Origin of the sequence: Bacillus sp. 22-7 (genome assembly GCF_010628845.1) — a bacterium.
GTDB classification, from domain to species: Bacteria; Bacillota; Bacilli; order Bacillales; family Cytobacillaceae; genus Cytobacillus; species Cytobacillus firmus_B.
In genome coordinates this window covers 199,607-213,784 of sequence record NZ_NJQY01000004.1, presented here as the reverse complement: position 1 = coordinate 213,784, position 14,178 = coordinate 199,607, and the positions used below count along the sequence as shown (strand labels likewise).

The 14,178-nt window shown below is 43.7% G+C and carries 13 protein-coding genes; 3 read left to right on the top strand and 10 right to left on the bottom strand.

From position 1 onward, the window contains the following. Window positions 1-43: 43 nt before the first annotated feature. The 4 genes from CE058_RS02960 to CE058_RS02945 all read right to left on the bottom strand — a co-directional run bounded on the left by CE058_RS02960 (window position 44) and on the right by CE058_RS02945 (window position 4,337). Complete coding sequence (locus CE058_RS02960) at window positions 44-865, bottom strand: YfkD famly protein (protein WP_048010417.1); 822 nt, start codon at window positions 863-865, stop codon at window positions 44-46. Window positions 866-1,274: 409 nt separating this feature from the next. Further along, the gene (gene cax, locus CE058_RS02955; RefSeq protein ID WP_048010418.1) at window positions 1,275-2,336 is read right to left on the bottom strand and encodes a calcium/proton exchanger; all 1,062 of its coding nucleotides are present in this window, start codon (window positions 2,334-2,336) and stop codon (window positions 1,275-1,277) included. 179 nt (window positions 2,337-2,515) lie between these two features. Further along, a complete protein-coding gene (locus CE058_RS02950) occupies window positions 2,516-3,658 on the bottom strand; it encodes an acyl-CoA dehydrogenase family protein (RefSeq protein ID WP_163140197.1) in 1,143 nt (380 codons plus the stop codon). A gap of 295 nt (window positions 3,659-3,953) precedes the next feature. Continuing rightward, complete coding sequence (locus CE058_RS02945; RefSeq protein WP_163140195.1) at window positions 3,954-4,337, bottom strand: OsmC family protein; 384 nt, start codon at window positions 4,335-4,337, stop codon at window positions 3,954-3,956. Window positions 4,338-4,496: 159 nt separating this feature from the next. Between CE058_RS02945 and CE058_RS02940 the strand changes: the two genes are divergently transcribed. Together CE058_RS02940 and CE058_RS02935 are read left to right on the top strand one after the other, a co-directional pair. After that, window positions 4,497-5,675, top strand: coding sequence for an MFS transporter (locus tag CE058_RS02940; protein WP_163140193.1), 1,179 nt, complete (start codon window positions 4,497-4,499; stop codon window positions 5,673-5,675). 436 nt (window positions 5,676-6,111) lie between these two features. After that, entirely contained in the window at window positions 6,112-8,034 is a 1,923-nt protein-coding gene (locus CE058_RS02935) for a heavy metal translocating P-type ATPase (protein WP_163140191.1), read from the top strand. Between the two features lie 286 nt (window positions 8,035-8,320). Here CE058_RS02935 and CE058_RS02930 read toward each other — a convergent pair whose 3' ends face one another. Both CE058_RS02930 and CE058_RS02925 read right to left on the bottom strand, forming a co-directional pair. Further along, a complete protein-coding gene (locus CE058_RS02930; RefSeq protein WP_163140189.1) occupies window positions 8,321-9,145 on the bottom strand; it encodes a YihY/virulence factor BrkB family protein in 825 nt (274 codons plus the stop codon). Between the two features lie 19 nt (window positions 9,146-9,164). Then, window positions 9,165-9,545 (bottom strand): YtxH domain-containing protein, encoded by a 381-nt coding sequence (locus CE058_RS02925; RefSeq protein ID WP_163140187.1) that lies wholly within the window; start codon window positions 9,543-9,545, stop codon window positions 9,165-9,167. A gap of 249 nt (window positions 9,546-9,794) precedes the next feature. Between CE058_RS02925 and CE058_RS02920 the strand changes: the two genes are divergently transcribed. Then, window positions 9,795-10,025 (top strand): DUF1128 domain-containing protein, encoded by a 231-nt coding sequence (locus CE058_RS02920; protein ID WP_035326433.1) that lies wholly within the window; start codon window positions 9,795-9,797, stop codon window positions 10,023-10,025. Window positions 10,026-10,343: 318 nt separating this feature from the next. On the opposite strand, the gene CE058_RS02915 is transcribed toward CE058_RS02920, so the two are convergent. From CE058_RS02915 to CE058_RS02900, 4 genes are all read right to left on the bottom strand, one after another. Continuing rightward, entirely contained in the window at window positions 10,344-10,859 is a 516-nt protein-coding gene (locus CE058_RS02915) for a type 1 glutamine amidotransferase domain-containing protein (RefSeq protein WP_163140185.1), read from the bottom strand. A 76-nt stretch (window positions 10,860-10,935) separates the two neighbouring features. Further along, window positions 10,936-11,661, bottom strand: a complete 726-nt coding sequence (treR, locus tag CE058_RS02910; RefSeq protein WP_163140183.1) for a trehalose operon repressor — start codon at window positions 11,659-11,661, stop codon at window positions 10,936-10,938. Window positions 11,662-11,719: 58 nt separating this feature from the next. Continuing rightward, a complete protein-coding gene (locus tag CE058_RS02905) occupies window positions 11,720-12,568 on the bottom strand; it encodes a class I SAM-dependent methyltransferase (protein WP_286167845.1) in 849 nt (282 codons plus the stop codon). Window positions 12,569-12,706: 138 nt separating this feature from the next. Further along, the gene (locus tag CE058_RS02900; RefSeq protein ID WP_163140181.1) at window positions 12,707-14,008 is read right to left on the bottom strand and encodes an FAD-dependent oxidoreductase; all 1,302 of its coding nucleotides are present in this window, start codon (window positions 14,006-14,008) and stop codon (window positions 12,707-12,709) included. Between the last annotated feature and the right edge of the window lie 170 nt (window positions 14,009-14,178).

Sequence of the window (14,178 nt, the reverse complement as noted above, 5' to 3'; positions counted from 1 at the left end):
TAGTCTGCGTTCCTTCGTGGGCAAGGCGCTTCCGCTTTTCCTTTTACCTTGGCCTTTCAGAAACAACAAACCCAAATGTCACATGATCCTGAATCGGAATCCAGGCACCTATTCCCTGTGAAGTGACATTTTTAATGACGATCATTTTTTTGCTGCCTTTCAGCATCAAGTACACTTCTCCATACGTGACTTTCCCCTTTTCATTGATGGCAGGAGCATAGCCGTATAGATAGCCTAATCTTTTAGGCGGAATATTATAGATATGATCCTTTTTGGTGCCTGCGCCAATAATCGTTTCAAAAGCAAGAGGCAGACCTGATTTCTCCATGGCCTTGAGGAGCATCATTTTTTTTACATCCTCAGCATTGGGAACCTTGGCAGTCAGACCCCCGCGTACAACCTTCTGGGCTTCCTGCACATAATGAATCTGGTAAGGCGCCTTGCCGCCCCGGTTATCGAAATAATTCGTGTTTATCCGCTGATATTCCCAATTTGGGGAAGTTTCGGCAGACTCATAATTTAGCGGCCACTGTCCGAGATAGACGATCGCTCTATAGCCAAGCGCGAATGGAGTGCTGCTGACAGAGGTTTCATTCAGCATCCGGATGAGATCCGGATTTTCGATCGTAACCTTCGATGAATCAATGAGCTGCTGGGTTAATTCGCTCGGCTGCAGCGTCGGCATATCCTGCGCAGGGTTCGGATACGTATTTTCCTTCGTTACATTCAGCACCGAATTAGGGATAGTGATTGCTTTCGCTGGCTGTTTTGCCGGCTTTTCAGACCCTTTCTGCGCTTCTGCGGCCGGATGGAATGACAGCAATAGTATAAGACCTAAAAAAAGAATGCTTACGTATTTTTTCATGATGTCTTTCTCCTTTCAAGTCACAATCTTTTTAGGTTGATATTAGTTTTTTCGGAGAAAGAGGATATTATCCCTCCCATGCAAAATAAGCTTTGTTTCGATTGTTTTGTAACAAAATTGTAAAAATCAGAATATTTACAAATATCAAATAAAGGGTTATAATGAGATTACTAAATTAAAGGAGGGCAGTGGAAATCAACCCCACTACTATGTAAAAGGAGGAGAATCGTTTTTTTGTTAAGTCATCTGCAAGTCAGGTTAATGATCAAAAATCAGCATGAAGGTTGGTGATCAATGACAGAAAGCGAACAGAACCATTCTCTGAAAAAACATAATCCTTTAAGAAAAGTACTTAAATACCCATATAAATAACCGGCCCTGAGAATTTTCAGAGCCGGTTTTCTATGTGCTATAAAAGATAAAATCCTATTCCCATGATTACGTAAGCTGCCAGGAGAGTGGCTCCTTCAAACCAGTTGGTTTCCCCGTCATTGCCAATGACAATCATCAGCAGGACGGCCGTCACCATGGCAATCAGCTCAGGTAATGTAAAAACAAGCGGCATGGCTGTTGGGAACAGCAGCGAAAGCAGTACAAGGACTGGCGCTACGAACATCGCCACCTGAAGTGTGGAACCAACGGCAATTTCGACAGCAATATCCATTTTATTTTTATAAGCCATAATGATGGCAGATGCATGCTCTGCCGCATTTCCGACGATGGCTACAATCACTACCCCAATAAACAGCTCTGTCCAGCCAAACGCTTCTCCGACTGTTTCGAAGGTATGCACCAGATTCTCTGATACATAGGCAACGGCAATGGTCGAAATGGCCAGCACCGCAATGGCCTTCCCTTTGCTCCATTCGGGGGTTTCCTCCTCATGAGAGCTTTTGCTCTCCTCTTTTGATTGATAGACGCCCCGGTGGGTGACCAATTTGAAGAACAAAGCCGCTAAATACAGAGCGATTAAAATGACAGAAATGCCGATGCTGAACGTAATCGTTTCAGCTTCATCCATGGTCATGGAAAAAACCTCCGGGATTACAAAAGCCACAATGACCGCAAACATCAGAAGTCCTGAATTGTGGCGTGCATCAAAGACATTAAAGGACTGGGTCTTGTATTTTACTCCTCCAACGAAAAATGACAGTCCTGCCACTAAAAGTAAATTCCCCAATACGGATCCTGTCAGTGATGCAAGTACGACACTGATCAGGCCAGCCTTTAAAGCGAAAATCGAAATGATAAGTTCAACCGCATTTCCAAAGGTGGCATTCAGTAATCCGCCAATTCGGGGACCCGCTACTACGGCAAGGCTTTCTGTCGCCCTTCCCATATAGCTGGCCAATGCGATAATTGTGATGCAGTATATCACAAACAGCAATATATTGGACCAGTGCATCAATGTTCCGATGACAGACAGCGGAACACCCGCAAACGCCAATACCATAAACACTTTATTTGTCATATCTTTAACTCCTTACGTTTTATAATATTTTTTAGTATTGCCTGCACATTCCTGCCTATGTGATTATATGCAGTCACTTTATGTAAAACGTACTTTCTCTTTAGCCGATTTTGAAAGAAGTCAAACTTGCAGCGAATGGCATATAAAAAAGCTGCCGTCTAAAACAGCAGCTTTCCTCGTTACTTTATCGCATTTTTTGCTAATGCCTGAATTGTCATATCATCCATTGGCGGGTTATGCAGCCCGGCACGTACATCCCTGTAATAGCGCTGCAGCGGATTTTTTACTGATAAACTGCGGGCACCTGCCACCCGCATGGCCAAATCGACTACTGTAATGGCCGCGTTCGTTACAGCCAGCTTGACCGCTCCCAATTCAGGCTGCATCCCGCTTCTCGTTTCATCGTTTGCTTCATCCCATTTATCTGCAACTGAATAAAGGAAATAGCGTGCTCTCATGAGTTCAAATTCCATCTCTCCAATTTTTTGCTGAACATTTGGCAAATCAATGATGGCACCCTTTATGCTGTTCGGGGAGTAGTCTTTCGCAAAGGTAATCGCATAATCCTGAGCAGCCTGTGCAATGCCCAAATAACAGGCCGGAATGTGGAGAAGCCAGCCGGCAGCGCCTTTTTTCCCGGGCTGAAACAGCTCAACAAGGGCCTCTTCCTTCACCCTTACATCTTTTATAAGAAGGTCATGGCTTCCTGTTCCTCTCATAGCAATACTGTCCCACGTTTCCTCAATCTCCAGACCTGCAGAATTTCCCGGAATTAAAAAGTTCCCAATCTCTCCACTCTCTTCAATCGTGGCGCTCACATTGAAGTAATCCAGCACGGGAGCCATGGTTGTGAAGCTTTTCCGGCCATTAATGATCCAGGAATCCTCCTCTTTTCGTGCAGAGGTAACAGGCTTGCCTCCCCTTGTAGGGCTGCCGGTCTGCGGTTCTGTTGCACAGTTATTCATTAGGGCACCCTTTTTGACGTCTTCACACAGCTTCTTAAATACTGCTTCTTCCCAGTTGTTTTTCTCGCCAAGGCTTTTGATAATCCCCATATGCCATCCAATGGACAGGGCGGTGGAGCCATCACCTTCCGCTATCTTTTCCTGGAGGTGCAGAAATTCAGATAGGGAGATTTCTTTTCCCCCGTATCGTTTAGGGACGGTCAAGGAGGTGTAGCCGGATTCTTTTAGTTCTTTCATATTTTCAAACGGGAAAAGGCCTTCTTCATCGTTTTTGGCTGCTCTTGATAAAAATTTTTTTGAGAGCTCTTCCATGAGCCTGATTCTTTCTTCGGGGGTTTTTAAGTCTTGGAATTTCAATGAGGGGCACCTCGTTTCACTTAAATTCTTATTATTTGTATAGGAATTATTATACTATTATTCTCCCGCCTTTCACAAAAGTACGCTTGTATAAGAAAAGCGCAAGCGCCTTGCCAACCCCCGACACCTCGAGGGGGTAGGCGCTCCTCCTAAAAGCTAACGCTTTTAGCCGTGCGATGATGATGCTGTCGAAGCGTTCCTTGTGGAGCTAGACAGTTATCGACGTTCAAAAATTATATACTTTTCTTATCTTTTAAAAAAACAGGAAAGAGGCATCCCCTTCCCTGTCTGCGTGTTAAATAAGTTCAAATGTCTCTTCTATTTCAATGCTTCCTTCCACTGAGCGCACCATTGAACAATTCTTTCTGGTCAATTCCAATGCCTTGTGGAGTTTCGCCTCATTCAAATCCGTTCCTTTAATAATGAAGTGGATTTGCACCTTTTCCACACGGTCAGCGATTTCAGGATTTCTTTCTACACTGGTTTTCATTTGGATATCCTCGAATTCCATGCGCATTTTTTTCATGATTTTTCTTAGAACACCGCCGCTGCAAACAGCCAGCGAAGCGACAAGCAGCTGGTACGGCCTGAAGCCATACTCTTCATCCCCGGCCACCTCCAGACGCCCGAATGGTAAATCGGCATAAAAGCCTGCTTCTTCCTTCATTTTAAATTCCATGGTATTCGCCCCTTTTTATCTTATTATTAGTAGAGATTACACTATTTTGCTTTCGAACAAAACTATTATGACCACAAACTTACTCTTGCCAAGATACCTTATTCCCGATACCATCATTTAGGAGACATTTAATTTCACGTCAGAAAAAGAGGTTTTATTATGAATAAAGAAACAATGCGTTTTTGGATTCTCATCAGCATTGTGGCCATTTCCGGCTTCAGCCAGGGAATGCTGCTGCCGTTAATTGCTATTATTTTCGAAAATGACGGCATATCCTCCAGCTTGAATGGTTTAAATGCAACAGGTTTATATATTGGTATCCTTCTCATTTCACCTTTTATGGAATATCCATTGCGAAAATACGGCTACAAGCCGGTCATTATCCTTGGAGGATTATTAGTAGTTGTATCTCTCATGCTTTTTCCGCTGTGGAAATCGTTTTGGTTCTGGTTCATACTCCGGCTTCTTATCGGCATCGGCGACCATGCCCTGCATTTCGGAACGCAGACATGGATCACATCCTTTTCACCTGAAAACAGACGCGGCCGGAACATCTCACTGTACGGACTTTTCTTCGGTGTGGGATTTGCAGTAGGTCCATTAATGGCACCGCTTGTCAAAATCAATGAAACCATGCCGTTTGTCATTTCTTCTATTCTATGTCTGATTGCCTGGCTGTTTTTACTCTCATTGAAAAATGATTTCCCTGAACAGTCCATAGAAATTAATTCATTCAGAGAAACAATGAAGCGTTTTTCAAAAGCTGCAAAGTATGGCTGGGTTGCCTTCCTGCCGGCAATGGGCTACGGGTTTCTTGAAGCTTCATTGAACGGAAGCTTTCCCATCTATGGTCTGCGCATTGGGCTCGAAGTTTCAAGTGTTTCCCTGCTGCTGACTTCATTTGCGATCGGGGGCATCCTGTTCCAGCTTCCTTTAGGCATCATGAGTGATAAATTTGGAAGGCGCCAGGTGTTAATGAGTGTTCTTTTTATCGGGTTTATCAGCTTTGTCGCTGCAAGCCTGCTTGAGGAAATCGTGCTTGCACTGACCATTTGCCTATTCATTGCAGGCATGGCCGTCGGATCAACCTTTTCACTCGGCATCACGTATATGGCAGACTTAATGCCAAAGAACCTGCTTCCAACAGGCAACCTGCTTTGCGGAGTAGCCTTCAGCATCGGAAGCCTGATTGGCCCCTACTTCGGCGGCCTTTTCATTGATTTATTCAAGACGATCAGCTTTTTCAATATTATCAGTGTGATGCTGCTGATTATTTTTGGTGCCGTCACCTTTTTTGGGAACAAAGGACAGGTATTGGAGAAAAGCCAGTCTTTCTAAGTTTCGTAATAGTTGGAGCTTCAAAAGCTTAATATTAGTTTGAGCTTGCAAATGCAAATTAAGTGTAAATTACTGAGTTGATTGGAGCAGAAGGTACTTGATCCTCGAAAATGCTGACGCATTTTCTTCGTGCGGTGATCATTCAAGGAAGCTTATCCAATGTCCCGCTCCTCCCCGCGGAAAGCAACGGGTAGAATTCGTAACCTAAAATTAATTTTATTCATTTTTAAAGACCGTTTAACTTTTCTTTTCATAGGCTATATAGTAATATAAGTGTAATAGATTACCATAATTGCATAGTGCAAGCTGCATTACTGATTTTAACGCTGTCACCTATCTGGTGGCAGCTTTCGTCGTTTTTTAGGGGTATTGAATGTGATTATTCTTCTCAATAAGACAACTGAAAAACATTAAAACCATTTTAGGAGGACAAACGATGAGTATGGAGGCAAAGGCTCTGCTTAAAAGCAGCAATCGATCTGAAGAAAATCTTTTAGAAAAAATCAGACCCCATGCTGAATTAATTGCCGCACTTCTGAGCGGTGTATTGATTCTGGCAGGCTGGCTGTTAGACCGAAGCGGAATGGAAACCCCATCGATTGCCGCTTACCTGCTGGCTTTCATAATCGGCGGTTTTGCGAAAGCGAAAGAAGGCATCGAAGAAACCATTGAGAATAAAGAATTGAATGTTGAAATGCTGATGATTTTCGCTGCAATCGGCTCAGCAATTATCGGCTATTGGACAGAAGGCGCAATCCTGATATTTATTTTCGCAGTCAGCGGTGCTTTGGAAACCTACACCATGAACAAAAGCCATAAGGAAATCTCTTCCCTCATGGAGCTCCAGCCTGAAGAAGCCCTGAGGATCACAGACGGTTCCGAGGAGCGTGTCCATGTTTCCGAGCTGGAAATTGGGGACTTTATCCTTGTAAAGCCGGGTGAGCGGGTTCCCTCTGATGGAACCATCGTAAAAGGCCATTCATCTCTGGACGAAGCCGCTATTACGGGTGAGTCCCTGCCTGTTTCAAAAGGGGCGGATGACCAGGTATTTGCCGGTACTGTGAATTTGAACGGATCGATTACGGTTGAAATCACAAAACCGAATAACGAAACCCTTTTTCAAAAAATTATTGAGCTTGTGCAATCAGCTCAAAGCGAGAAATCACCTTCACAGCTTTTCATTGAAAAATTTGAAGGCACCTATGTCAAAATTGTTTTGGCTGTTGTTGTTCTGATGATGTTTGCTCCACACTTTCTGTTAGGATGGAGCTGGACTGAAACTTTTTACCGGGCCATGATTCTTCTTGTTGTAGCATCCCCCTGTGCCCTGGTCGCTTCCATCATGCCTGCGACTTTGTCAGCCATTTCGAATGGAGCGAGACACGGCATCCTTTTTAAAGGCGGTGTGCACCTCGAAAACCTGAGCCATCTTAAGGCGATTGCCTTTGACAAAACCGGCACACTGACAAAAGGAAAACCGGAAGTAACCGATGTAGTAGTCAAGGATGGGCTTATCAGGGAAGAACTGCTTCTAAAGGTCGCATCCATTGAAAGTCATTCAAACCACCCACTGGCTAATGCCATTGTCAAATATGCCAAGAGCACACTTACAGAGGCCCTTATCCACCCGGAGAGCATTGAAGATGTTACCGGGTTCGGGGTCAAAGCAAAGGTTGATCATGATGAATGGAAAATCGGCAAAGCCTCTTTTGTCGGTAAAACAGAGGCCATGGCATTTGCAGACGGAGCTGCCGACAGCATGGCAAGCGAAGGAAAGACGGTTGTATTTGTCCAGAAAAACGATGAAATTATCGGCCTCCTTTCCCTGAAGGATGTTGTCCGGCAGGAAACCAAACAGGCCATTGACCTTTTAAAGAAACAGGGAATCTACACGATCATGCTGACAGGTGACAGCCAGACAACAGCAGCAGCAATAGCGGGCGAAAGCCATGTCAATGAGCATATCGCCGAATGCCTGCCTGAAAACAAAGTGGAGCATTTGAAAAAGCTGAAGGAAACATACAGCAATGTCGCCATGGTCGGTGACGGAATTAACGATGCCCCTGCCCTGGCCACTGCCAATGTCGGAATCGCCATGGGCGAAGGAACGGACGTAGCGCTTGAAACCGCTGATGTGGTTTTAATGAAAAATGACCTGCCAAAAATTGCGGAAGCCATCGAACTTTCAAGGCGCATGAATACCATCATCAAGCAAAATGTCATCTTCTCCATCACGGTGATTATGTTTTTGATTGCATCCAACTTCCTGCAGCTGCTTGACCTTCCTTATGGAGTAATCGGCCATGAAGGGTCAACCATTTTGGTTATTTTAAACAGCCTGAGGCTGTTGAGATCATAAGGAAAGCCTGGGAATTCAGATTCCCAGGCTTTTTTATGTCTGGCGCAAGCAGCCTGCCCCCCTCGAGGTTCGGGGGTGAGCAGGGCGCTTCCGCTTTTCTAATTAATGATAGCCGTTCTGCCCGTTAGCAGAACCGGATGTTTTTTGTTTTGGTTTGTTTTTGCCTTTTTGCTTAGTGCCGCCGTCTTTTTTCGTGTGCTTTGTCATATCGGTCCCCTCCAATGTATTCATTTTCCCCCATTACTAGTGTGTAACGAAGAGGGACTTTTTAAGAAGGAAACTTTTATCAGCAATCCTCTTTATTGATCTTCGAATAGATGGCATTTATTTCCCCGCCCAAAATGATGATAATGCCGGATATGTAAAACCAGATCATAAGGACGATTATGGCCCCAATGCTTCCATATGTCGCAGAGAAATTGCCAAAGCTGCTGACATAGTATGAAAAAGCAAGCGAGGACAGGACCCAGCCGACTGTGGCGAAAATGGCACCTGGCACAGCGCTGATACAGGTTAATTTTTTATTGGGGGCAATCCAGTATAACCCTGTAAACACCATAAAAAGGATGAAAGGGCTCACTAACCAGCGCACCATATTCCATATCGCCAGAAATTGGCCTGATAAACCAAATTCCGAAGATATAAATAAGCCTATCTGTCTTCCGAAAACAGGAAGAAGCAGGGCCATTACAAACACAAAAATCATCGCAAATGTAAGCAGAATCGCCATTCCGCGTGCAATAATAAAATGACGGGTTTCCTTTACATCATACGCCTTATTAAAAGCCTTCACCACGGCATTGATTCCATTTGAAGCCGACCAGAGCGTAGCGATGATCCCGAAGGAAAGCAGCTTTCCATTTCGCTGCGTAATTTCATAGATATTGGTTTCAATGAGCTTCATGGTCTCTCCAGGTGCAAAATCACGGACAACATTTAAAATATCCTGCTGTGTAATCGGCAAATAAGGCACGAGGGTGACCAGAAAAATCAGCAGAGGAAAAAGAGAGAGAAGAAAGAAATAAGCCAATTGGGCAGCAAGTCCAAAGACATCATCTTCTTCTACTCTTTTCCATAAGTTTGGAATCAGAGCCGAAAAAGTTCGTCCCATTCCAACACCTCACTTGTTATTAATTCGGAACCTGAACCGAATCGTCAGCAGGTTTGTCCGGCAGTTCGCCTGATCCCTTCGGCTTTATATCGGAAAAGGCCTGCTTTGTATTCTGGACAATCTGTGTTACTTCCGGTGCCATTTCTCTTATTTCTTCCACAGTTCCAGTAATAAAAGCAACGTCTTCACTAACCTGGTCAATAGCGGTTTTGACCTTATTGGAAACATCCTTCACCTGATTCACTGCTTCACTTGGGTGTTTTAAGTAATAACCGACATTGCTGGACGTTTTCCGGCAATTATCAAAAACGGTTTCCCTTGTGGATTTGTCAAGAAGGCTTAGCGCACCGCCTGCAAGTGCTCCATATAGTACACTTTTCCAAAACAATGATTTCCCCATATTTTATTCTCCTTTAGTAAAATTATTATAAGAAAATTTTATTCAATTTTTCCCTTTTTTTCGTTTAATGAAACCTTACTCGTCCTTTTCCTGTATTATCTTATGTAATTTGTACAACTTCTCCTTTATTTTCTACTAATTTCCTTGGTACATGCAAGTCTAATTTAAGTTGACATTTTGCTGATATCGTGGAAAGATGATAAGAAAAGTGTGTTCGTCCTAATACATAGCTATGAGAGGGTGTCTGTAATGAATAATTTATCGGAGAAATCGGTTGAGAATGTGGAGTTTATGATTGAGGCTATTAAGGAGAAGCTGAAGGTTTTGAATTTAGGTGCTATTAAGCCTTCACATTTTGATGAGGAAATGTATGAGGAATTGAAGGATATTTATGATCTTGTCATGAAAAAGGATTCGTTTAGTCCGAATGAAATGCAGGCTTTGGTGGAAGAGCTTGGGAATTTGAGGAAGAATAAATAATATGTGAGCAGCCTTTTGAGGGCTGCTTTTTGTTTATGCATATGACTGAATTTGCAGCTGTTGAGCTAGGGTGCTGATTTCCGCTGCGGGGCCTCGCTTTCCACGGGGCTACCGGGAGCCTCCTCGACGCTTTGCGTCTGCGGGGTCTCCCGTTTCCCGCTGCTCCCGCAGGAGTCGAGACCCCTCCGCTCCAATCAGCACGGGAATAAAAAGGAATTTAGGAAATCAAAGCCCTGATGGATAATCCCTTAAAAATCATTAATAAAATATATAAAACCCCCTGCCAGTCAGGCAGAGGGTAAGTAACTTTCATTAACCTTATCCTAACAATTTAAGCGATTCTCGTGTGAATGCGGGAATATCTTCCGGCTGTCTGCTTGTGACGAGCTGGTTTTGGCAGACGACGACTTCTGAGTCCTGGAATTTGGCTCCAGCGTATTCCATGTCAACCTGGATGGATTTGTAGCCGGTTGCGTCGCGGCCTTCTAGAGTCTTGGCTGTCAGCAGCAGCTGCGGTCCATGGCAGATCGCGAAGACTGGTTTCTTTTCGTCCATAAAGGATTTTGTAAATTGAACAAATCGATCATCGGCACGAAGCTGGTCCGGTGAAAAGCCGCCTGGCAGGAATAGGGCATCAAAGTCCTGCGGATTTACGTTATCAATGCTCTGATCTATTTGAACAGTGGCTTCACCCTGTTTGCCCTTAACGGATTTGCCTTGTTCCTTTTCAATTGTAACCACTTCATGTCCTGCTTCTTTGAAGCCTTTAGCAGGTTCCGTGTATTCACTATCCTCGAACATCTCGGTAATTAAGCATGCGATTTTTTTACTCATCTATACCATCTCCTTTTAAAAATCTTCACATAAGGAGATTTCCCTGAATGAACAATCTTAAACGTAAAAAAGCATGTTACACTCCGCTGTCCATTCTTCTCGCAAAATCAACAAACCTGAACTTGTCCGGCCTGTGCCTGGATTCTGTGTACTGAAATAGGGTAGCATCGTCAAAATAAATATAATTTTTGACCACGACAATGGCATGGAATCCTTCCATATCCAGAAGCCTGCGGTCTTCAGCAGTCGGTTCTTCCACTGTAAATTCCTTTTTGGCAAAGCTGATTTTTTTTCCGAGATCGCCCTCAATGTAGGCAAAAATAGAGCTCTGGCATATGTCCTTCGTTAAGCCCGGGACATATTTCTCAACTAAAAAATCCTTGTCCAAAATGATCCGCTCATCTTCAATTTTCCGGATCCGATAGACTTTCCAGACCTTTTCATCTTTATCAATATGGAGATGCTTCATCTTTTCTGCGTCAGGCTGAATAAGCGAAAATTCGTCCACAATCGTTTCAGCACGCTGCCCCATCTTCCCGGCCAGCTCTTTAAAGCTTACCAGACCAGATATGGGAAACTGCAGCTTTTTTAAATCAAGAACCATTGAGCCTTTTCCGCGGATTTTTTGAATAAATCCATTTTGTGCAAGCAAATTCAAGGCCTTTCGGATGGTTTCCCTTGAAGTGGAATACATCTCCGTCAATTCATGTTCAGATGGCAGAATGGATCTGGCGGGATACTTGCCTTCCTGGATTTGCTGGGCAAGCTCCTCATAAATCACTAGATATTTATTATTTCTCATTTCATCACCATTTCAGTCAAGTTAACACCATTCTACCATTAAACGGGCTTGCTTTGAATTATCGGTTGGACAGCTGGATAAAATACCAGCCGCCTTCCGTGACAACAGGCTTGAAGGTTTTCACTTTCAGCTTCAGCTCTTTCGCAAGCTGGTGGATATCCCCCTCAGTCGGGGTTGGATAAAGATTTTCAAAGGCAGAAAAGAAACTGTTAAACACGCTTGAAAACTCCTCGCCTTTTTTTGAATGAAGAATGGGTGTAATAATCGTAATGGATCCTTTCCGGCTAAGCCAGCTTTTCAATCGGGACAGCAGCTGCTTGCGATCCTCCGGCTGAATATAGTGCAGCAGGTTGTTGACCATAATTAAATCAGCCTGATGATCAGGTGAGTATTCATGAACATCTGCTGTCACAATATTAATGTTGGGAATATTTTTGCAATTGGTTCGGGCAGACTCTGCGACGTCTTCATTAATTTCAATTCCCGCCAGTTTTGCATGGGGGAACTTCTGGCTGATTCTGCTTAAATAGCCGCCTTCCCCGCAGCCAATGTCGATGATTCTTTCCATTTTGTTTTTCTTAATGGTTTTCATAAGCCGCGGCAGTGCAAGCTGTTCAAGCAGTGATGAAGTTCTCGCGACGGTTGGTCCATGCTCTTCATGGTCAAAAGTATTTTTCGTATTGGAACGGAGCAGTTCTGGGTAAGAGAGTAAAGTCGGGATATGCAATTCCATCATTTCCTTCAGGATGATTCCTGTGGATCGGGGATTTTTCGGCGTGGACGGAAGGCTGAATTTAGATGCTGTCTTGATTTTATCCTTGCCTTTCTTTTTCAAATGGCGGATCGCAAGTCCCACCTCTACCCATCTTAAAAGCAGCTCCTCCTGAAGATTTCTGCTTGAGGCCACCTCTTTTACCGTTCTCCAGCTGCGGAACTGTGAAAAAAGGTCCAGCTCAAAACCAACATATGCATGCCAGCTGTATAAAAAGGGCTGGTTTTTTTTTCATCCAATTGCGTGCTTTTAGCAATCTCACATATTCATTTATCATGGCTGTTCAACCTTCTTCCAGGGATAGTCTTCTTTTTCTGTATAAAAATAATGGCTTTTATCAGCAGCTGATAATTCTGTTTTTCTTGCCGGCAGCATTCCTGCCTGAATCAATCGGTCCCAAAGGCTCTCTGACCAATATCCAAGACCTGAAACATTCAGCATTTGCTTATATTGCAGGGTTTTGTCTCTTTCGATCTGCTTTAGGCCTTTGCGGCGTATTCCTGTAATAACCCGATTCGAATAGGAATAAGCTATGGCGGATAAATGGCTGAGGCTGATCATGTTTTCAGCGCGTGGCTTCCTGACTTTTTCATACCATTTAAGCTTGTCCGGGGAAATTCTTCCGCTCGCATACATCTCTGCAAGCAATTCCCCCAGCACATCAGCATCTTGAATCGCCATATTCATGCCTTCCCCTGCCATCGGGTGGACCGTATGGGCCGCATCGCCCAATATCGCGAGTCTTCCATCCACATATTTATCTGCATAAAAAGCTGTCGGGATCATCAGCTGGATTTCCTTCCAGTTTTTCAGCCTGGTCACATACCCTTCCAATTCCGGAAAAAGCTCAACATAATTTTTATGGAAATAGTGAATTCCTTTTTTGAGATGCTCCTTATACGTGCCCTCCGGAATTAAATAAACAGATCTTACTTTCGCATCCGGAAGCGGAAATAATCCAAGGAACCGCTCATCTCTAGAAATGATTTTCCCTTCCTCCAACGATTGGGGCCGGGGGAAGGTGACCGTTAAGAATTGATGGTTGTACTCAATCTTTTTAATTTTGCTGTTCATTTCTTTTCTGGTAATGGAATTCCTTCCTTCAGCCCCTATATAAAAATCAGCCCTCACTGTCAGCTGCTCCTTTACATCCTTCCGCTCAACCAATAATTGGCCATTGTCAAACCCTTTTGCCAGGGACCCTGACAGATAATGAAAGTTGGGATATGGAAGCGCCTGATTCAGAAGGATTCCTTTCAGCTTTTCATGCTCGATCATAAGCGAGTAATCATAATTTCCCGGGAGGATGCTGTAATCCATGGCAAACTCTTTTTCCCCTTCCTCAAAAGCAATCCGGGAAAATGAAAAGCCATTATCCAGGATTTTATCCAAAGCACCCAGCTGTTTAAAAATTTTCAGGCTCTTCGGCTGCAGGAGTTCTCCCTTATAAACGGAAGAGGGGGCATCAAGCTTTTCCAGAACGGTGACATCAATATTGGCTTGGGCCAGCTTAAGTCCAAGCGTCAAACCGCCAATCCCTCCGCCTATAATGGCAACCTCTGTATTCAAGGACATGTTTCCACCACCTTTGCCTTTTATTTAACCTTCTTTTTAAAAAGCAAAACCATTGGATATGCTGATATTAAAAAGTCTGGAAAAAATTATAAGAACAAACTTTTGAAAATAGGAGTATGATTGTGATAGGCACCTATAATTTCAAAATCCTGTATAATAGAGAGAGTCAA